24 protein-coding genes are annotated in these 19,805 nt (G+C 40.3%); 21 read left to right on the top strand and 3 right to left on the bottom strand.

What is annotated here, in order from left to right; genetic code table 11:
* The first annotated feature begins 22 nt into the window (after positions 1 to 22).
* From rplO to rpsI, 15 genes are all read left to right on the top strand, one after another.
* On the top strand, positions 23 to 463 hold the full coding sequence (gene rplO / locus ABS917_RS08675) for a 50S ribosomal protein L15 (protein ID WP_008406935.1): 441 nt from the start codon (positions 23 to 25) through the stop codon (positions 461 to 463).
* Positions 463 to 1,758: a preprotein translocase subunit SecY gene (gene secY, locus ABS917_RS08670; RefSeq protein WP_350478628.1), complete on the top strand. Its 1,296-nt coding sequence runs from the start codon at positions 463 to 465 to the stop codon at positions 1,756 to 1,758. The genes rplO and secY overlap by 1 nt, the downstream gene beginning before the upstream one ends.
* A 62-nt stretch (positions 1,759 to 1,820) precedes the next feature.
* On the top strand, positions 1,821 to 2,474 hold the full coding sequence (locus tag ABS917_RS08665) for an adenylate kinase (RefSeq protein WP_251690856.1): 654 nt from the start codon (positions 1,821 to 1,823) through the stop codon (positions 2,472 to 2,474).
* Between the two features lie 413 nt (positions 2,475 to 2,887).
* Positions 2,888 to 3,106: a translation initiation factor IF-1 gene (gene infA, locus ABS917_RS08660; protein WP_008406932.1), complete on the top strand. Its 219-nt coding sequence runs from the start codon at positions 2,888 to 2,890 to the stop codon at positions 3,104 to 3,106.
* 37 nt (positions 3,107 to 3,143) lie between these two features.
* Positions 3,144 to 3,257 carry a 50S ribosomal protein L36 gene (rpmJ, locus tag ABS917_RS08655; RefSeq protein WP_000868344.1) on the top strand — a complete coding sequence of 38 codons (114 nt, stop codon included), beginning with the start codon at positions 3,144 to 3,146 and terminating at the stop codon, positions 3,255 to 3,257.
* Positions 3,258 to 3,281: 24 nt separating this feature from the next.
* Entirely contained in the window at positions 3,282 to 3,647 is a 366-nt protein-coding gene (gene rpsM, locus ABS917_RS08650) for a 30S ribosomal protein S13 (RefSeq protein WP_008406720.1), read from the top strand.
* 26 nt (positions 3,648 to 3,673) lie between these two features.
* Entirely contained in the window at positions 3,674 to 4,063 is a 390-nt protein-coding gene (rpsK, locus tag ABS917_RS08645) for a 30S ribosomal protein S11 (RefSeq protein ID WP_008406718.1), read from the top strand.
* Positions 4,064 to 4,207: 144 nt separating this feature from the next.
* A complete protein-coding gene (locus tag ABS917_RS08640; protein ID WP_008406717.1) occupies positions 4,208 to 5,152 on the top strand; it encodes a DNA-directed RNA polymerase subunit alpha in 945 nt (314 codons plus the stop codon).
* 56 nt (positions 5,153 to 5,208) lie between these two features.
* Entirely contained in the window at positions 5,209 to 5,586 is a 378-nt protein-coding gene (gene rplQ / locus ABS917_RS08635) for a 50S ribosomal protein L17 (protein WP_008406715.1), read from the top strand.
* Between the two features lie 443 nt (positions 5,587 to 6,029).
* On the top strand, positions 6,030 to 6,875 hold the full coding sequence (locus tag ABS917_RS08630) for an energy-coupling factor ABC transporter ATP-binding protein (protein ID WP_350478627.1): 846 nt from the start codon (positions 6,030 to 6,032) through the stop codon (positions 6,873 to 6,875).
* Positions 6,851 to 7,723, top strand: a complete 873-nt coding sequence (locus ABS917_RS08625; RefSeq protein ID WP_350478626.1) for an energy-coupling factor ABC transporter ATP-binding protein — start codon at positions 6,851 to 6,853, stop codon at positions 7,721 to 7,723. Before ABS917_RS08630 ends, ABS917_RS08625 begins: the two co-directional genes overlap by 25 nt.
* On the top strand, positions 7,720 to 8,517 hold the full coding sequence (locus ABS917_RS08620; RefSeq protein ID WP_350478625.1) for an energy-coupling factor transporter transmembrane component T family protein: 798 nt from the start codon (positions 7,720 to 7,722) through the stop codon (positions 8,515 to 8,517). Before ABS917_RS08625 ends, ABS917_RS08620 begins: the two co-directional genes overlap by 4 nt.
* Before the next feature lie 12 nt (positions 8,518 to 8,529).
* A complete protein-coding gene (gene truA, locus ABS917_RS08615; RefSeq protein WP_350478624.1) occupies positions 8,530 to 9,276 on the top strand; it encodes a tRNA pseudouridine(38-40) synthase TruA in 747 nt (248 codons plus the stop codon).
* Between the two features lie 230 nt (positions 9,277 to 9,506).
* Complete coding sequence (gene rplM, locus ABS917_RS08610) at positions 9,507 to 9,944, top strand: 50S ribosomal protein L13 (RefSeq protein WP_008406709.1); 438 nt, start codon at positions 9,507 to 9,509, stop codon at positions 9,942 to 9,944.
* A gap of 29 nt (positions 9,945 to 9,973) precedes the next feature.
* On the top strand, positions 9,974 to 10,366 hold the full coding sequence (gene rpsI / locus ABS917_RS08605) for a 30S ribosomal protein S9 (RefSeq protein ID WP_008406708.1): 393 nt from the start codon (positions 9,974 to 9,976) through the stop codon (positions 10,364 to 10,366).
* A gap of 70 nt (positions 10,367 to 10,436) precedes the next feature.
* Here the strand turns inward: rpsI and ABS917_RS08600 are convergent, their stop codons facing one another.
* Positions 10,437 to 11,474, bottom strand: coding sequence for a C45 family autoproteolytic acyltransferase/hydrolase (locus ABS917_RS08600; RefSeq protein ID WP_350478623.1), 1,038 nt, complete (start codon positions 11,472 to 11,474; stop codon positions 10,437 to 10,439).
* 167 nt (positions 11,475 to 11,641) lie between these two features.
* Between ABS917_RS08600 and ABS917_RS08595 the strand changes: the two genes are divergently transcribed.
* From ABS917_RS08595 to ABS917_RS08575, 5 genes are all read left to right on the top strand, one after another.
* Entirely contained in the window at positions 11,642 to 11,926 is a 285-nt protein-coding gene (locus tag ABS917_RS08595) for a 2-keto-3-deoxygluconate kinase (protein ID WP_350478622.1), read from the top strand.
* Positions 11,927 to 11,958: 32 nt separating this feature from the next.
* Positions 11,959 to 13,698 (top strand): ABC transporter ATP-binding protein, encoded by a 1,740-nt coding sequence (locus ABS917_RS08590; RefSeq protein WP_350478621.1) that lies wholly within the window; start codon positions 11,959 to 11,961, stop codon positions 13,696 to 13,698.
* Positions 13,691 to 15,499 carry an ABC transporter ATP-binding protein gene (locus ABS917_RS08585; RefSeq protein WP_483316053.1) on the top strand — a complete coding sequence of 603 codons (1,809 nt, stop codon included), beginning with the start codon at positions 13,691 to 13,693 and terminating at the stop codon, positions 15,497 to 15,499. Before ABS917_RS08590 ends, ABS917_RS08585 begins: the two co-directional genes overlap by 8 nt.
* 58 nt (positions 15,500 to 15,557) lie before the next feature.
* The gene (locus tag ABS917_RS08580; RefSeq protein WP_350478620.1) at positions 15,558 to 16,271 is read left to right on the top strand and encodes an N-acetylmuramoyl-L-alanine amidase; all 714 of its coding nucleotides are present in this window, start codon (positions 15,558 to 15,560) and stop codon (positions 16,269 to 16,271) included.
* Positions 16,272 to 16,344: 73 nt separating this feature from the next.
* Entirely contained in the window at positions 16,345 to 17,400 is a 1,056-nt protein-coding gene (locus ABS917_RS08575) for a P-loop NTPase (RefSeq protein ID WP_350478619.1), read from the top strand.
* Between the two features lie 43 nt (positions 17,401 to 17,443).
* Here the strand turns inward: ABS917_RS08575 and gerD are convergent, their stop codons facing one another.
* The gene (gene gerD, locus ABS917_RS08570; RefSeq protein WP_350478618.1) at positions 17,444 to 18,058 is read right to left on the bottom strand and encodes a spore germination lipoprotein GerD; all 615 of its coding nucleotides are present in this window, start codon (positions 18,056 to 18,058) and stop codon (positions 17,444 to 17,446) included.
* A gap of 148 nt (positions 18,059 to 18,206) precedes the next feature.
* Here gerD and ABS917_RS08565 point away from each other — a divergent pair, with 148 nt between their 5' ends.
* On the top strand, positions 18,207 to 18,887 hold the full coding sequence (locus ABS917_RS08565; protein ID WP_350478617.1) for a KinB-signaling pathway activation protein: 681 nt from the start codon (positions 18,207 to 18,209) through the stop codon (positions 18,885 to 18,887).
* Between the two features lie 71 nt (positions 18,888 to 18,958).
* On the opposite strand, the gene ABS917_RS08560 is transcribed toward ABS917_RS08565, so the two are convergent.
* On the bottom strand, positions 18,959 to 19,603 hold the full coding sequence (locus ABS917_RS08560; protein WP_350478616.1) for a hypothetical protein: 645 nt from the start codon (positions 19,601 to 19,603) through the stop codon (positions 18,959 to 18,961).
* Between the last annotated feature and the right edge of the window lie 202 nt (positions 19,604 to 19,805).

Below are 19,805 nucleotides of genomic sequence, written 5' to 3'. Positions count from 1 at the left end.
CGAACAAGGAGGTGCCACCCAAATGAAACTTCATGAGTTAAAACCAGCAGAAGGTTCACGTAAAGTACGTAACCGCGTTGGTCGTGGTATCGGTTCTGGTAACGGTAAAACTTCTGGTAAAGGTCATAAAGGTCAAAACGCTCGTTCTGGCGGCGGCGTTCGCCCAGGATTTGAGGGGGGTCAAAACCCACTTTTCCGTCGTTTACCTAAACGTGGCTTTACGAACATTAACCGTAAAGAATACGCTATCGTTAACCTTGACGCGTTAAACCGTTTTGAAGATGGTGCAGAAGTAACACCTGCATTATTATTAGAAACTGGTATCGTGAGCAACGAAAAAGCTGGAATCAAAATTCTAGGTCATGGTACGTTAAGCGTTAAGCTTAATGTTAAGGCTCACAAATTCTCAGCTTCTGCAAAAGAAGCAATTGAGAACGCTGGCGGAACAACTGAGGTGATCTAATGTTTCAGACAATCTCTAACTTTATGCGCGTTCGAGATATACGAAATAAAATCATCTTCACACTTTTAATGTTAATCATTTTTCGTCTCGGGACATTCATCCCGGTACCAAATGTTAACGCAGATGTATTAAAGGCAACTGATGAGTTCAGCTTAGTAGGTTTCCTTAATACGTTTGGCGGTGGTGCATTGGCAAACTTCTCGATCTTTGCGATGGGGATTATGCCGTACATCACAGCCTCGATTATTGTCCAGTTACTTCAAATGGATGTTGTTCCTAAGTTTGCAGAATGGGCGAAACAAGGTGATGTAGGTCGACGCAAGTTGGCTCAATTCACTCGTTACTTTACGATTGTATTAGCATTCATTCAATCTTTCGCAATGAGCTTCGGGTTTAACCAGTTTTATGGCGGATCATTGATTACCGATACTAGTATTCAATCATACTTAACGATTTCAATCGTATTAACTGCAGGTACAGCATTCCTATTGTGGTTATCTGAACAAATTACTGCATATGGTGTTGGTAATGGTATTTCTATTATTATCTTCGCTGGTATCGTAGCTGCGATTCCTAACGCAGTAAACCAAATCTATGCACAACAAATTGATGGAGCCGGCGATCAATTGTTTATCAATATTGCCATCTTAGTTCTATTAGTTCTAGTGCTGCTTGCTGTTGTCGTTGGAGTTATTTATATTCAACAAGCGTTGCGTAAAATTCCAATCCAATATGCAAAACGAGTTGCTGGGAATTCACCTAAAGTTGGTGCACAGCAAACGCATTTACCGTTAAAAGTAAATGCTGCAGGGGTTATTCCGGTAATCTTTGCAATTGCGTTTATTGTTACACCTCAAACTTTAGCAACATTCTTTGGAGATAATAATGTAACAGCGTTTATTACGAACACGTTTGACTATACTAAACCTGTTGGTATGTTAATCTATGTTGCTTTAATTGTCGCCTTCACATACTTCTATGCATTCATTCAGGTGAATCCGGAGAATGTGGCAGACAACTTGAAAAAGCAAGGTGCTTATATCCCGGGTATCCGCCCAGGTAATGACACTCAAGCTTACTTAACAAAAGTTCTTTATCGTTTGACATTAGTTGGTGCTTTATTCTTAGTAGTTATTTCAGTAATGCCGATTTTATTCATTAACTTTATGAACCTGCCAGCTTCGGCTCAAATCGGGGGAACAAGTATGATTATCGTAGTCGGTGTTGCACTTGAAACGATGAAACAGTTAGAGTCTCAATTAGTGAAGCGTCATTATAAAGGCTTTATGAAATAATGCAGGTTTAGGAAACATTCTCGTTTCCTTACCGGCTTATGCTATAAAGGGGAGTATTACGTATGAATATCGTTTTAATGGGTCTTCCAGGTGCTGGTAAAGGTACTCAGGCTGACAAAATTGTTGAGAAGTACGCAATCCCTCATATTTCTACAGGCGATATGTTCCGTGCCGCTATTAAAGAAGGTACAGAATTAGGTTTACAGGCCAAATCATTTATGGATCAAGGTGCATTAGTACCTGATGAAGTAACGATTGGTATTGTTCGTGAACGTCTTTCACAACCAGACTGCGAAAAAGGTTTCTTATTAGACGGATTCCCGCGTACAGTTCCTCAAGCTGAAGCTTTAGATAGCATCCTTGAAGAATTAGGGCGCCCAGTTGAGCATACAATTAATGTTCAAGTTGAAAAAGAAGAATTAATCGCACGTTTAAGTGGTCGTCGTATTTGTAAGACTTGTGGTACATCTTATCATTTAGTGTTCAACCCACCAAAAGTGGATGGCATTTGTGATAAAGATGGTGGCGAGTTATACACGCGTGCAGATGATAATCCTGAAACTGTTACAAACCGTCTGGAAGTAAATATGAACCAAGCACAACCTTTACTTGATTTTTATAAAGCAAAGGGAGTACTTACAAATATTAATGGACAGCAAGAAATTTCAAAAGTATTTGCTGATCTTGATGCTCTATTGCAGGGCAGCCGCAGCTGATATCCGTCCGGGCGCTAGACAGCTTCCGCGGTAGTCATGCGGAGGCAACAACGAAACATAATTTTTTGAGAGTTGCAAAAGCATATTGTGCCCGGTATATACTATAAAGGTTGAGCACTTAATTAGTGTGATGACATCTTTGTAACGTATAATGGGTTTCGTGGAAGCATCTGTGTAACGGGTATGAATCTCTCATCAAGACATTCCGGCTATCGTGTTAACATAAGGATGCGGTTCCTTATAGGATACTGTTTCCATGGATTGTGTGAAGCGAAACCAGACGAGCGTCTTATTCTACATCTCTCATGCAATCCAAACCATATGTTGAAACGAGTTGCTTCTTAATTAGGAGAAACAGTTGCAAGAGCTCGCATGAGTTTTTTGATATAAGCATATAGAAGGGAGTCGAGAAGATGGCGAAAGACGATGTAATTGAAGTCGAAGGGACAGTTCTTGAGACTTTGCCAAACGCGATGTTTAAGGTAGAATTAGAAAATGGGCACACTGTGCTTGCACACGTATCTGGAAAGATCCGTATGCACTTTATCCGTATCCTACCTGGAGATAAGGTTACTATTGAGTTATCTCCTTATGATTTAACTCGCGGTCGTATCACATACCGTTTTAAATAATCTTTTGCACTCCGGACTATTAAGGAGGTTAGGTTAGATGAAAGTGAGACCATCTGTGAAACCGATCTGCGAAAAATGTAAAGTAATTCGCCGACGCGGTAAAGTAATGGTAATCTGTGAAAATCCTAAACACAAACAAAAACAAGGATAATTAATCAAGGAGGTGCACTAACGAATGGCACGTATTGCTGGTGTTGATATTCCTCGCGACAAACGCGTTGTAATTTCATTAACATACATTTACGGTATTGGTAAAACTACTTCTCAAAAAGTATTAGCAGGTGCAGGTATTGACGAAAATACTCGCGTTAAAGACTTAACAGAAGATCAATTAAACCAAATTCGTGAACAATTAGATTCATACAAAACTGAAGGTGACTTACGTCGTGAAGTTTCTTTAAACATCAAACGTTTAATGGAAATTGCTTCAAACCGTGGTATCCGTCACCGTCGTGGTTTACCTGTTCGTGGTCAAAATACGAAAAACAATGCGCGTACGCGTAAAGGTCCACGTAAGACTGTAGCGAACAAGAAAAAATAATTAAGTAAAGGAGGTTCCTTCTTAACATGGCTCGTAAACAACAAACTCGTAAACGTCGTGTGAAAAAGAACATCGAATCTGGTGTTGCTCACATCCGTTCTACATTCAACAATACAATCGTAACGATCACTGATATGCAAGGTAACGCATTATCTTGGTCTTCAGCTGGTGCTTTAGGTTTCCGTGGTTCACGTAAATCAACTCCATTCGCAGCTCAAATGGCTGCTGAAACAGCTGCAAAAACTTCAATGGAACATGGTTTAAAAAACATTGAAGTAACAGTTAAAGGTCCTGGTTCAGGTCGTGAAGCTGCAGTACGTGCACTTCAAGCTGCTGGATTAGAAGTAACTGCTATTAAAGACGTTACTCCAGTTCCTCATAACGGTTGCCGTCCGCCAAAACGTCGTCGTGTGTAATGGGTGCAGCTTAGAAGTATAATTACTTCTACGTACATCATGTTACTTTGTACAAAAGTCTTGTGCATTTTATAGTCTAACTCAGATTAACAACTTGATGATAAGAACCTATACATTAGATGTTTTGAAGGAGGGTAAATTGGAATGATCGAAATTGAAAAACCAAAGATTGAAACAGTGGAGATTAGCGAAGATGCCAAATACGGCAAGTTTGTTGTAGAACCGCTTGAACGCGGTTATGGTAATACTTTGGGGAATTCTCTACGTCGTATCCTTCTGTCTTCATTACCTGGAGCTGCTGTTACGTCAATTCAAATTGACGGCGTATTACACGAATTCTCAACTGTAGAAGGCGTTGTAGAAGATGTCGCTTCGATTATCTTAAACGTTAAAAAGCTAGCTTTAAAAATCTACTCTGACGAAGAAAAAGTTATTGAGATTGATGTAAAGGGTGACGGAACGGTTACTGCAGCTGACATTACACATGACAGTGATGTAGAAATTTTAAACCCAGATCTATATATCGCAACAATCGCTAAGAACGGTCATTTACGTATGCGTATGTACGCACAACGTGGCCGTGGTTATACTCCTGCTGATCAAAACAAACGTGAGGATCTTCCTATCGGCGTGATCCCGATCGACTCTATTTACACTCCAGTTTCACGCGTCAACTTCCAAGTAGAGAACACTCGTGTTGGACAAAATTCTGACTACGACAAGTTATCACTTGATGTATGGACAGATGGAAGCATCGGTCCTAAAGAGGCGATTTCACTTGGAGCGAAAATTTTAACTGAACACTTAAATATCTTCGTTGGCATGACGAACGAGGCACAAACTGCTGAAATCATGGTCGAAAAAGAAGAAGACCAAAAAGAAAAAGTATTAGAGATGACTATCGAAGAACTTGATCTTTCTGTTCGTTCTTACAACTGCTTGAAGCGTGCTGGTATCAATACGGTATTAGAATTAGCTAACAAGTCAGAAGACGATATGATGAAAGTACGTAATCTTGGTCGTAAGTCTCTTGAAGAAGTTAAGCATAAGTTAGAAGAGCTTGGTTTAGGATTACGTAAAGAAGACTAAGCGAAAAATTATAAAATTTAGCTAGATCAGATATATTTAAAAGGAGGGAAACGTCCATGGGTTACAGAAAACTTGGTCGTACAAGTTCTCAACGTAAAGCATTATTACGCGACTTAGCTACTGATTTAATCATCAACGAGCGCATCGAAACTACTGAAGCGCGCGCTAAAGAAACTCGTAAAGCTGTTGAGAAAATGATTACTTTAGGTAAACGCGGAGATTTACACGCTCGTCGTCAGGCAGCAGCATTCATCCGTCGTGAGCTAGTAACAGTTGGAGAAGGCGAAGAAGAAAAAACTGTTTTCGCACTTCAAAAATTATTTGACGATATCGCACCTCGTTATGCGGAGCGTCAAGGTGGTTACACTCGTATTCTTAAAGTAGGTCCTCGTCGTGGAGACGGCGCACCAGTAGTAGTTATCGAATTAGTTTAATTCTTAATAACATACAGGTGGAAAAGGGGTGTCCGGTTCACCGGTTGAACCCGCACCCCTTTTTTATATAAACAAAATTGATTTATACGACATAATTAAGCTGAGCGTTATGATGAGCGGGGTAGTTTACTACTGGCGTCTCGTTTAGCTCTCCGCACCTCATTCAACGAATTTTCGGGCTTGAGCACCCGTAAATTTTGTAAATGTAACGACAAGCGCATTTCTCTGAATGAGGTGCGCGCTTTTTTATTTTTGGAATGAAGGGTTGAGCCCCTAAATTCCCTATACATATGCAAACATAAAGTACGTTTAAATAGGTGGCCGTTCGCGCAAAACTTGTTTGAAAACGTGCTTTATTTTTATATAGGTATCATTTCCTGGGAAATTAAAGTTAACTAATAATATGTCATACTATAGCGAAGCAGAGGGGAGATTAGCTGCGTATGAGTGAAATTTTATCATTTAATCAAGTAACCTACTCCTATACACCGGAAGAACCTCATACACGCAATGCGGTAGAGGATGTTTCCTTTGTCATTAATAAAGGGGAATGGATTACAATTGTCGGTCATAACGGCTCCGGAAAATCGACAATGGCTAAATTGATGAGTGGCTTACTAATGCCACAGCAAGGAGAAGTCCGCATTAAACGTGAGATCCTCACAGAAGAGAATATATGGGATATTCGTTCGCAGATTGGTATCGTCTTTCAAAATCCGGACAATCAGTTTGTAGGAGCTACTGTGCAGGATGATGTTGCCTTCTCGCTCGAAAACAACGGTGTTCCGCATGAAGAGATGGTTAAACGTGTGCTCAATGCACTCACACAAGTGAAGATGGAAGACTTTATTAATCACGAGCCACATCATTTATCAGGCGGACAGAAGCAGCGTGTTGCCATTGCAGGGGCTTTGGCAATGCATCCGCAAATTTTAATATTGGACGAAGCAACATCTATGCTGGATCCTCAAGGCCGTGAAGAAGTGTTAACAATCGTGGAAGCACTGCGTAAAGAAATTGGTCTTACGGTACTGGCGATAACACATGATCTTGAGGAAGCTTTACTGGCAGACCGTATTATTTTTATGAATGCCGGCAAAAAATACGCAGAAGGAACGCCTGAAGAGATTTTTGCATTGGGTGATGATCTCGTACAGTTTGGTTTGGATATGCCGTTTGCGATGAAAATGACGAAGCTGCTGCAAGCACAAGGTGTACATCTTGTAGGACAACATATGACAGAAGAAGAGCTGGTGAATGACTTATGGACATCCAACTTCAACAAGTAAGCTATGCCTATGCGAAAGGCACTCCATTTGAAAAACAAGCTTTACATGAGGTTGACTTAACAATTAAAAGTGGAACATTTCAGGCGATTATCGGACATACAGGTTCAGGGAAATCAACAATTCTCCTTCACTTTAACGGATTATTAAAACCTTCGAGCGGTACCGTAAAAATCGGGGATCGAATGATAGAAGCAGGGAAAAAGGCAAAAGACTTAAAATCTGTGCGTCAAAAGGTAGGCATCGTGTTTCAGTTTCCTGAGCACCAGCTTTTTGAGGAGACCGTTTTAAAGGATATTATGTTTGGTCCAATGAATTTTGGGGTGTCTGATAAAGAAGCGGAAAAACGGGCGCGTGAGCTGATCTCATTAGTAGGGTTGCCGGAAGAAATATTGGACAAATCGCCGTTTGACCTATCCGGTGGTCAAATGCGCCGTGTTGCCATTGCGGGGGTGTTGGCAATGGATCCTGAAGTAATCGTTTTGGATGAGCCAACAGCGGGTCTTGATCCACGTGGCCAAAAGGAAATTATGGAGTTGTTTTATAAGCTACATAAAGAGCGTGGTTTAACAACGATACTTGTTACACATAGTATGGAAGATGCAGCACGCTATGCGGATTCGGTTGCCATTATGCATGAAGGACGTTGTGTGTTAACTGGAGATCCGCGTACGATCTTCAGCGATCGTCAAACACTTGCCCAATTCCGTCTGGAGCCGCCACGTATTGTTCGCTTTCAGCATCAGGTCGAGAAGATGATGGGGAAACCATTAGCGAAAGTATGCTTAACTGAAGAAGAGCTTGCCGTAGAAATTGGACAGGCAATTCCAAAGGGGCGTGAACAGCAATGATGGAAAAAATGATTTTTGGTCGCTATATACCAGGCAATTCATTTGTGCATAAGTTAGATCCGCGTTCAAAGCTGCTTTTTGTTTTTGCATTTATTATCGTAGTCTTTTTTGCAAATAATGTAGTTACCTATGCGCTGCTTTTGGCGTTTACATTACTCGTTATTTTACTGTCGAGAATCCGTCTGTATTTTTTAATCAACGGCTTAAAACCCGTCATATTTTTAATGCTCTTCACGTTGATTTTGCATTTGTTTATGACGAGAGAAGGACCTGTATTGGTTGATCTTGGCTTTATGAAAATATACGAAGAAGGCTTACGACAAGGGATGTTCATATCTATGCGCTTTTTAATGCTTGTTTTTATGACGTCGATCTTAACGTTAACTACTTCCCCTATTTCAATTACGGACGGTCTGGAAGTACTGCTCAATCCGTTTAAAAAGTTAAAGCTGCCTGTTCATGAGCTTGCATTAATGATGTCGATTTCTTTACGTTTCATTCCAACATTAATGGATGAGACGGATAAAATTATGAAAGCACAGATGGCCCGCGGTTCGGATTTAAGTGCAGGACCGATTAAAGATCGTCTTAAGGCAGTTGTGCCGTTGTTAGTACCGCTCTTTGTCAGTGCATTTAAACGTGCAGAAGATTTAGCGACTGCGATGGAAGTGCGAGGCTACCGCGGGGGTGAAGGGCGTACGAAATACCGTCAGTTAAAGTGGATGGGAAGAGATACGGCTATTTTAGTCGTACTTGTATTATTGGGCGTCCTCTTATGGATGCTGCGCAGTTAGAGGAGTAAAAATATGAGATTAAAAGCAACGATTAGCTATGACGGTACCGGTTTTGCTGGCTATCAGGTACAGCCGGGTGAGCGTACAGTACAGCTTGAAATCGAAAAAGTATTAACAACAATGCATAAAGGGACACACGTTAAGATTACAGCAAGCGGCCGTACAGATGCGCGTGTCCATGCAACTGGTCAGGTTATACATTTTGATACAGCTCTAATGATTCCGCCGGAAAAATTTCAAAAGGCATTAAATGTCCAATTGCCGCGTGATATTCGTGTAAAAAGTATCGAGCAAGTAAGGGAAGACTTTCATGCCCGCTATGATGTATCAGGCAAGCGTTATCGGTATATTTGGGATTGCAACGCTGTCCAAAGTCCGTTCAGAAGACACTATACAGTCGAGACAGGTGGAGTGAAGCCGAATGTAGAGGCAATGCGTGAAGCAGCACAAGCAATTGTCGGGACACATGATTTCAGTTGTTTCTGCGCGGCAAATACGAGTGTTGTAGATAAAGTGCGTACGGTTGAAGCGCTGGAGCTTGCCTGGCATGGGGAAGAACTGCATATGACCATCAGCGGCAATGGCTTTTTATATAATATGGTACGAATTATTGCAGGGACATTGTGGGAAGTTGGCATCGGTCGAAGAGAAGCATCGTCACTAGGAAGTACGATCACTTCGATGGACCGTGCACAAGCAGGTAAAACAGCACCAGCACATGGTCTATATTTAGAACAAGTTTTTTATCAGGATTTATAATTTATTTTTGAAAAAGTTTTCCTTTTCTCTATAAAATCCTAGAGAAATCGGCTTGTGAAAAGGGTTAACAACCTCTCCAGGTGTTCAATTAAATATCTTGACTTTAAACGCGATCCAGTATATGATGATGTATGGTATTTTCATTACCACCACAATAATAAGCCCCGAAACTTATAAAGTGTATATAATGAAAAATAACGGTAATTCATATCGATTAGGAGGATACAAACATGCGCACAACTTTCATGGCTAAAGGTCAAGAAGTAGAACGTAAATGGTTAGTAGTTGACGCAGAAGGCCAAACGTTAGGTCGTTTAGCTTCTGAAGTAGCTTCTATCTTACGCGGTAAACATAAACCAACTTTCACACCAAACGTTGATACAGGAGATCATGTGATCATCATCAACGCTGATAAAATTGAGTTAACAGGTAACAAATTACAAAAGAAAATTTACTACCGTCACACTCAATTCGCTGGTGGTTTAAAACAACGTACAGCTGGTGAAATGAAGGAAAAATACCCAACTCAAATGCTTGAGTTAGCAATTAAAGGTATGCTTCCAAAGAACTCTTTAGGTCGTCAAATGTTCTCTAAATTGAACGTTTACACTGGTTCTGAACATCCACATGCTGCACAAAAACCAGAAGCTTACGAGTTACGTGGTTAATCAATAAACTATAATAGGAGGAAATAACTTTGGCACAAGTACAATACATCGGCACAGGTCGCCGTAAAAGCTCAACTGCTCGCGTACGTTTAGTACCAGGCGAAGGTAAAGTAGTAATCAACAACCGTGATGTTGCAGATTACCTACCATACGAAACTTTACACTTAATTATCAACCAACCATTAGTAGCTACAGAAACTAAAGGTTCATATGACGTTCACGTTAACGTAAACGGTGGTGGATTCACAGGTCAAGCTGGAGCAATCCGTCACGGTATCGCACGTGCATTATTACAAGTTGATCCAGACTTCCGCCCAGCTTTAAAATCAGCGGGTCTATTAACTCGTGATTCACGTATGAAAGAGCGTAAAAAACCAGGTCTACGCGGCGCTCGTCGTGCACCTCAGTTCTCAAAACGTTAATCTTTACGATTACTATTTTGCGAAATTACAAAACCCTTTCTTGGAATTTTTCCGAGAAAGGGTTTTTTCTTTATTCATTCGCAAAGCCACTTGTCGCATGAAGTTTTCCTTTAATCTTTGAAAGAGGCAAATGAGTTCCGCGTAGCCAAGATTTAAAATCGATAACTACAGGCAATGCATCTCCACCTAGAGCAATAATACATTTACCTTCAGTTGGTACATAGCCAACCGTATGGAGTGTACCATCCCATGCACCGTATTTTGTCGCAAAGACTCCATTTTCGATACCATTCATTAATTTAAACGCATTTTCAAAAGTAAGTGGATCTGCTTGGGCATTCGAAATAATATGTTCACGCGCTAAGGAATCTTCCGTTCGATATCGATTTTCTTCTGTCATGACTTTAAAGTGATTCGTGCAGGCTGTTGCGTCCCGAACAGCTACATTGCGCGGAGATGCTTCTACTGCAACCATCTTTTGCTTTGCATCTAGTAATACATAATTAAATGAATGTTTATGGGGAATATTTTTTAGTAATGAAATCCCCTCTTCAACAGTTGCGCAACGCTCCAGTAGCAGACGCCCGATCATATTGCATACAAAGCCATCCGCACTGTTTTTCGTATTTACAAAGTTATAACCGACGACGAGTCCTTTTTCATTCATCCCATCCATCCTTCCTGTAATTTGCATGGAAGGTCCGAGTGCCGCATAGCCACCGTCAGTTGGTTCATATAACACAAAACGCCCATCATAGCTTTTGGGGTCATTGTCATAGTTGCGGATCATATAAGAAGGGTTTGTCGTAATAGAGCAGCCGCTTTTTTTGTGTGCTGCATAATATCCGCCATAATGAAGTAAAGCCTGTTCTTCCTTATAACCAAGTGTATAAGCGAGGCCTTCGACTTCTTCTTCAATTCCTGGGCCAAAACGGGCTAAAAGTTGTTTAACATATGATTTATCTATAGAAAATCTATGATTCAGTTGTTGATAAAGTTCTTCTCTATTAGAGAGTAGAGGGGAATTCTTTAAAAGCTCTCCCTGATATATACCAAACTTATAATGCGACCCTCTAAATTGTAGAATATCGCTTGTCACGTTTTTCATTTTATGTACCCCTTTAAATGAATCTGTTTTTTTCATAGTAACGATATTTATTGGACAAACAAAATAAAAGGGTTTGAGAAAAGTACTTCTCTTAAATACTTTGCTTGAAGTAGTATTTTTGTATACGTTAGTATACAATAGTATTCAAAAAGGGTGGGGTGAAAAATATGAGATCAGAAGCTAGAGGGAGACATCGAGGAGAAGGAGAACATGGTAATCGCCGTTCAAAGGGTGCCCAAACATTCCGTCGCGGGCGTGCACTGGAGTTTTACCGCCAACTTGAAATGAAACGTTCAACATTGAAACAACAGCTGGAGTCTGCGGAGTTGAAATCGATTCATCCTGTCATTGCCGGAGAACTGAAAGCGACCGAAGCGATTATGAATGATTTTGTAGGCTTATTTCAGTTGAATGAATTGCTGGAAGAAACACAGGCAACAGAAGAGGAATAATTTTTCACAACATAAGGAAGTGAACTTGTTTAATGCAAGCTGTATGGAAACTCTCAAAATATATTAAGCCCTATATACTATTTGCGATCATAGCTCCAGTAATGATGGTTATTGAGGTAAGCATGGATTTACTGCAGCCTACAATATTACAGCATATTATCGATGAGGGGATTGCTCAAAATGATACGTCATATATTGTGAAAATGTTTGGCTTAATGATAGCGACATCCTTAATCGGCTTAATTGGCGGGGTAGGGTGTTCGATTTATGCTTCCCGGACGGCCGTTAATTTTTCAACCGATTTACGTCAGGATTTATATGAAACGATTACGTATTTTTCGAATAGCAGTAAAGATAAATTTACACTCGGAAAGCTTGTTACGAATTTAACAAGTGATATGGAAATGCTTCAGCGTGCACTGACGATGTTATTAAAAGTATTTGTCCGTGGACCAATGATGTTTATAGGGGCCATTGTCATTGTCTTTATTACAGCGCGCGAGTTATTTCCGATTTTGTTGGTCGTCGTTCCGATTTTGGCATTTTGTATGTACTATTTTACAGCACTATCAGGCAAGCTTTTTCATAAAGTGCAGAAGGTTGTCGATGTTGTGAATACGAAAGTCCAGGAGAACTTGGCAGGTATTCGGGTCATTAAGGCTTACAACCGGAAAAATCATCAAATTGAGCAGTTTACCGGAGTGAACACACAGCTGATGAAGCGCAGTATGGCAGCCGATCAGATTATAGGTGTACTTGCGCCGCTTACAATGTTTGTTGTGAACTTAGGTATTGTAGCAGCACTTTGGATGGGTGCGATCAAAGTAGATAACAACACATTGCAAGTGGGGGTTATTCTTGCCTTTATCAACTATTTAATGATGGTCATGCAGGGGCTTATGAGTTCTTCAATGGTACTTGTACAGCTGGCACGTGCGATACCAAGCGCTGGTCGAATCGTAGAAGTGCTAGAAGAGAAAAGCGACTTAACGAGCCCTTCAGAACCAGAGACGAAAGAAATTCAAGGAAGTATAAGTTTCGAAAATGTAAGTTTCTCTTATTTAAAAGAAACAGAATCGGTATTGAAAAACGTTAGCTTCCACGCGAATGCGGGGGAAACGGTAGGCATTATCGGAATGACAGGAAGCGGGAAATCGACATTAGTTAAAATGATTCCGCGCTTGTTTGATCCTGACAGTGGCGTCGTAAAAATTGACGGGTTTCCGATAGGGAACTATTCATTGGAACATTTACGTCAGTCGATCGGTTTTGCGCCACAAAAAGCAACATTGTTTTCCAAGACGATTGCCCACAACTTACGCTACGGCAAATCCGATGCAACGGCAGAGGAAATTTTGCGGGCATTGCAATCAGCAAACGCGAAGGAGTTTGTCGATAAACTAGATGCAGGAATAGAACATTTACTTACACAAGGGGCAACAAACTTGTCAGGTGGGCAAAAGCAGCGGTTGGCAATGTCGAGGTCCTTTATCCGGAAGCCGAGTATTTTAATTTTGGATGACGTGACAAGTGCGGTTGACAGTATCTCTGAAAAAACGATTCAACAGGCAATTGAAGAACAGTTTAGTGATGCCACAAAAGTGATTGTCTCGTCTAAAATCTCTTCCATTCGTCATGCTGATCAAATACTCGTTATGGACGACGGGAAAATTGCCTCTCAAGGAACACATGAGCAATTATTACAGGAAAGTCCATTGTATCAAGAGATGGCAAAAACTCAGGCAGAAAAAGGGGTGACCTTAAGTGAATAAACATCAAGGGGAACCGCCTGTACCAATGAGGCATCCAGGTGGGCGTTTTACAGGTCCAGTTGTGAAGCCGAAAAATCAAAAAGAAACATTGCTCCGTATTTGGAGTTATTTACGCTTACAAAAGGTAGAGCTGATCAGTGTCGTCATTTTCGTTATTATTAGTACATTGTTAAGCTTAGTCGGCCCATTTTTAATCGGGAAAACAATCGATGATTATATTGTGAAGCTAGATGTTCCGGGGGCCATTCGGATGGCACTTATTTTAGCCGGTGTCTATATCGCGTCGTCAATACTCACATGGCTTCAAACCTTTGTCATGATTCGGGTTTCACAGAAGACTATTCGCAGGTTGCGACAACAGCTGTTTGAGCAGTATCAGTCATTGCCGCTCTCCTTTTACGATAAAAAACAGCAGGGCGATTTAATGAGCCGGATGACAAATGATATCGAAAATTTAAATGCGGCTTTGTCACAAAGTGTCATACAAATTGTTTCGAGTTTTTTAACGATTGTCGGGACGGCCTTTGCACTCTTTTATTTAGATTGGCGATTAGCACTAGTAACGCTCACTATTATTCCGCTCATCGTTTATGCGACGAAGCAGATTATTAAACGAAGCAGCGTGAACTACAAGGCACGTCAACGGGATTTGGGCAATTTGAATGGCTATATTGAAGAAACCATTTCGAACGCGGATATTATTACACTGTTCGGTCAGGAAAAATCAACGCTAACTGAGTTTAAGGAAGCCAATGAGCGATTGCGCGGTTCAGCGATGCGAGCCGATATTATTTCTGGCTTCATGGGCCCAATCAATAACTTTATGAACAACTTAGGTTTAAGTCTTGTAATAGGTGCAGGTGCAATCATGGCTGTAACAAGCGGACTTACAATCGGTGTAATCGCATCCTTTGTTACGTATACCCGCCAGTTTTTCCGACCGATCAATCAGCTGTCGAACTTGCTCAACACGTTTCAATCGGCCATTGCGGGTTCCGAACGTGTTTTTGAAGTACTGGATGAAGCGAAAGAAGTAGCGGATATTGAAAATGCAAAAGCGAAAGAACAGTATAGTGGTGATGTAAAGTTCGAAAACGTACAGTTTGCCTATGAAACAGGCAAGACTGTTTTACACGGAATTAATTTTGAAGCGAAAGCAGGAGAGACAGTTGCCATTGTTGGTCCTACTGGTTCAGGGAAGACGACAATCATTCAGCTGTTAACCCGATTTTATGATGCGACAGGGGGCCGGATCTTATTGGACGCCGAACCAATTGAGCATTACAAAATGACAAATGTGCGTGATCATGTCGGAGTCGTACTGCAGGATACGTACTTGTTTTCAGGAACAGTACGCGAGAATATCCGTTTCGGTAAGCTCCATGCAACAGATGATGAAGTTGAACAAGCGGCAAAAATTGCGTATGCACATAATTTTATAAAGTATTTGCCTGAACAGTACGATACTGTGCTGACAAGCGGAGGCTTAAATCTAAGTCAGGGGCAGCGTCAGCTTATAGCGATTGCCCGTGCAATTCTAGAAGATCCCGACATCTTAATTTTAGATGAAGCAACTTCAAGTGTTGATACGATGACAGAGGTGCATATTCAGAAAGGCTTGAACAATTTGATGGAAGGGCGAACAAGCTTTGTCATTGCACACCGTCTTAAAACAATTGAAAATGCGGATCAGATCCTCGTCATTAAAGACGGTCAAATTTTAGAACAGGGAAATCATGTTTCTTTAATGAATGAACAAGGTTTCTATGCCACATTACAACGTCAGCTCCAGTCTCAATGATAAGGTGAATATTCCGCCGTCCTTTTGCGTATAGTAGGCAAAAAGGACGGTGTTTTTTTTGAAACGTTGGCTTGCACTCATATTCGTAATTTTTTGTTCGATGCTTGTCGTTGTATATGAAACGAACGCATCCGACCGGCGATTTTTTTTACCCGAGCCATTAGGTGGGGTAAAAATTGTGTTAGATGCTGGTCATGGAGGAATTGATGGTGGTGCTTCAAATGGAGAGGTAATTGAAAAAGACGTGACACTGGCAATTACAAAAAAAGTAGCTCGTCAATTGACACGTTTAGGTGCGGAAGTAGTATTAACACGTTCAACGGATGGAGATGTATTAAGTGAACATGCACCAAGTGAGACATTTCCAACACTTCGTGAGCGTAAAAAGCAGGACATTTTTTTACGTGAAACGTTAGTGGAATCTCATGAACCGGATCTGTTCGTTACGATTCACGCAAATGCAATCCCAAATAGTAAATGGCGAGGGGCGCAAGTGTTTTACCATCAGACTGGACATGAGAAAAGTGAGACACTCGCACAGGCTGTTCAGCAATCAATTCGAGAAACGATGGAAAATACGGAACGCGAAGCACTGGCGATTAAAAATGTTTATTTATTAAAGAAAATTGAAAAACCGGCTGTATTAGTAGAAACAGGATTTTTAAGTAATGAGGAAGAGCGTGATTTACTGGCAAATGACAGCTATCAGGAAAAAATGGCATTTGCGATTGCCCGCGGAATTGAAAATTATATTCATGTAAAATACGAGTAGGCAACATGTAATAACAATACGAATCGATTATGATATACTAACAATTGTAATTTCATTCAGGGGAGTGTTTGATATGTTAAATGAGGAACAAGTCCGAGAACTATTAGGAGAACTACAAGATCCGTTTTTACATAAATCACTAGCAGAAACAAAAGGTGTAACAAACGTTTCGATTAAAGCAGAAAAAGCGCATGTTAGTGTTCGTATTGCAATTGCAAAAACTAATACGCCTGAACAAATGACACTTCAAATGAAAATTGTTGAAGTATTAAAAGAAAATGGCGCAGCTTCCGTTGGGATTCGTTTTGAAGAGCTACCGGCAGAAGTACTGCAATCATTCCGTGGACAAGCGACCGAAGCAGAAGCACAAGATATTTTATCACCTTTATCAAGCGTACAATTTATTTCAATTGCCTCAGGTAAAGGTGGAGTAGGTAAATCGACGGTATCTGTAAATATGGCAGTTGCACTAGCACGCCTAGGCAAAAAAGTCGGTTTAATCGATGCTGATATTTATGGTTTCTCTGTACCGGACATGATGGGTGTAACAGAAATGCCGGTCGTAAAAGATGACCGTATTTACCCGGTGGAACGTCTTGGTGTAAAAGTTATCTCAATGGGGTTCTTTGTTGAAAACAATGCACCAATCGTTTGGCGCGGACCGATGCTTGGTAAAGTATTGGACCAGTTCTTCCGTGATGTAGAGTGGGGCGATTTAGACTACTTACTATTGGATTTACCACCAGGAACAGGAGACGTAGCACTGGATATTCACCAAATGCTGCCGTCTTCAAAAGAGATTGTTGTGACAACACCTCACCCGACAGCAGCTTTCGTAGCAGCTCGTGCAGGTGCGATGGCATTACAAACAAATCATGAAATCCTAGGTGTTATTGAAAATATGGCTTGGTATGAAAGTAAATCAGGCGAAAAAGAATTCGTATTTGGTCAAGGCGGCGGTCCGAAGCTGGCTGATGAACTGCGCACAACATTACTTGGGCAAATCCCGTTAGGACAACCAGATTGGACAGAGGAAGACTTCGCACCTTCTGTATATGCAGAAACGCACCCAACAGGTAAAATCTACTTGCAAATTGCTGAAGAAATTATTTCAGAGTTAAATAAATAACAAAAAAACAACCAGTTGTCTCAATGAGACGACTGGTTGTTTTTTATCCACCACCGCTGTCTTTACCGCCACCGCTTTCCTTTCCTGAGCCAGATCCGGATTCAGACCCCGAACCAGAATCCTTTTCGGATGTAGCTTCACCGCTTTTCTTAATAAGCTCCTGCCATTTTGTCTGCATAAGCGGATTTTCGATTGTTTCCATTACGATTTTCTCCAGCTCTTTTCGCATAACAGCACCTTTCATGATACTTTCAAGCTGCTTTTGCATATCAGGCTGGCCGAAGAAAGACGTTAAAGATTCTTGGTAGCTGGCGTCGTTCAGTAAGTTCTTCATTAAGTCTTCCTGCTGATCCTGCATACTTTTAGCAAATGTCTCTTTGAATTTAGGGTCTTCAAATGTTTTAATCCAAAAATCCATCGCATCTTTTGACAACATTGTCTCTTCGGTCGCTTTTTTTACTTCTTCCGTATTTAAAATAAGCAACTCCCGGAAATTCTTATCTTCAAACATTTGGCGAATTGCTTTTTTCCCATCCTCTGTTTGAATGGCATCGACCATAATTTTCTTTACTTCATCATAGGATAATGTCGTCGATTTAGCATCATTACAACCGGCAAGGAGAATGAGGGAAAAGGCTAGTATGATCAAACGTTTCACTTTTCTCACGTCCTTTCTTCATTTATGCGCTTTAGCTTATTGTTCACAATTTTATAATTTATATGTAACATCTTTTAAGAGAGGTCGCTTTTTTGAAACCAAATTGATAAAATATACAAGATATATTAAAAAATGGGGGAATTTGTTCGTGACGATACGGAACTGGGTGAAGTTTGCTTTTTGGGCATTAGTAATCGGTGGTTTAGTTAATGCAGTTGCCTCGTTAATTATTCGTTGGGACTTTTACCAGCCATACTTAGCGAATGGGGAAATCTCAGAATTTCTTGCTGCAGTAGTTTGGAATATCGTATTAGGGATGACGATGAGTGTAATGGCACAAGCAGGCTTTTTCGCTTATTTAACATTACATCAAGTCGGGGTCAATATATTTAGAACGTTAACACTTTGGAATTGGATTCAAATATTATTAATAATTATCGTGTTAGCGGATATTGTTGTTTTCCGTTTTGCACCAGGAGCAAATGCAGCGGGAGACTGGATTTTTTACGGCTTCTTACTTGCAGTGTTGGTCGGTTCGGCTACATGGACAGCATTTAAAAAAATCAAAATGACGCAAAAACCGCATGTGTTGATTTCAACATTGTTTTTCATGATTGTTATTACATCTTTGGAATGGATCATTGCTTTAATGGGAAGACAAGATAATATAGATGTATATGTCGCATTATTATTATTCCCATTAGTAGCCGTTAATGCATACCAAATTTTAATGCTGCCAAAATACAATGCACAGTCAGAAGAAGATCGAAAACGGTTGGAAGAGCGTCGCAAAGCACGAAAAGAAACAGCTAAAACTGTAAAAGCATAAAAAAAGGGCGATCACAGAAATGAAAAATTTCGTGTCAGCCCTTTTTTATTTATATAGTAGATTCCCCAAACTTAAGGATAACGTTTTGTAGAAATTTCATAGCCAAATATATTTTGTTCTATAGGTACAAATTTATGCGTTTTTATAAATTCGTTAATACCTTCAAAAGAAACTTCCTTGTCTCGATGTAGAGGAATACTTACAAATGAACCTTCAGGAATTTTATTTTCTTCTATAGGAAACGTATATGTCGGAGCAACAATGTTGATTCCCAGCTCATGCAAAGCAGTTTGCATGGTAGTATCGACTTTATAATCAGCGGTCGCAAACCAAAGTGGTTTTTTGTAAAAAGTTTTTTCATAGATTGCGATTTCCTTTTTTAATAGATTCTTATCTTCGTATTGATCACTATTAGAACCAAGCAATCCGACACGAATATTTTTCTCCCTCAGCATCTTTACCAGATCGGGACTCCGTAACAACCAGTCACTATCAGCCAATATAAGCGGATATGGTTCACGAAGATTTGTAATCCAGTCCTCAAAACCTTTATGGGAATAACTTAACTCAATGATTAAGCTTTGCCCAAACTGACCTTTTGTGATGACTGCAGGGGCTTCTGTTAATTGAAATACAGGGGAAATACTATTTTTATCATCAAAATAAATAAAAACTAAAAATAAGCATAAAACCAGTGATACCAACATTTTGTACATGCTTTACTACCCACTTTCAATTAGTTTTAAACGCGATTATATAAAAAACTTATGAAAAAGTGTTGACGGATATAACAAGGGGGTGATACTATAAGTAGGTCGCCAAGAGATGACGCGATAAACGAAACACAATGAACCTTGAAAACTGAACAAGCAACGTTAATGAAACAAGCTTCTTAAATGAAGCAAACAATAGATTTCA

Origin of the sequence: Solibacillus sp., assembly GCF_040273735.1 — a bacterium.
Taxonomy (GTDB): Bacteria; Bacillota; Bacilli; order Bacillales_A; family Planococcaceae; genus Solibacillus.
Note: the sequence above shows the minus strand (reverse complement) of the source record. Positions and strands in the feature narration are given on the sequence as shown.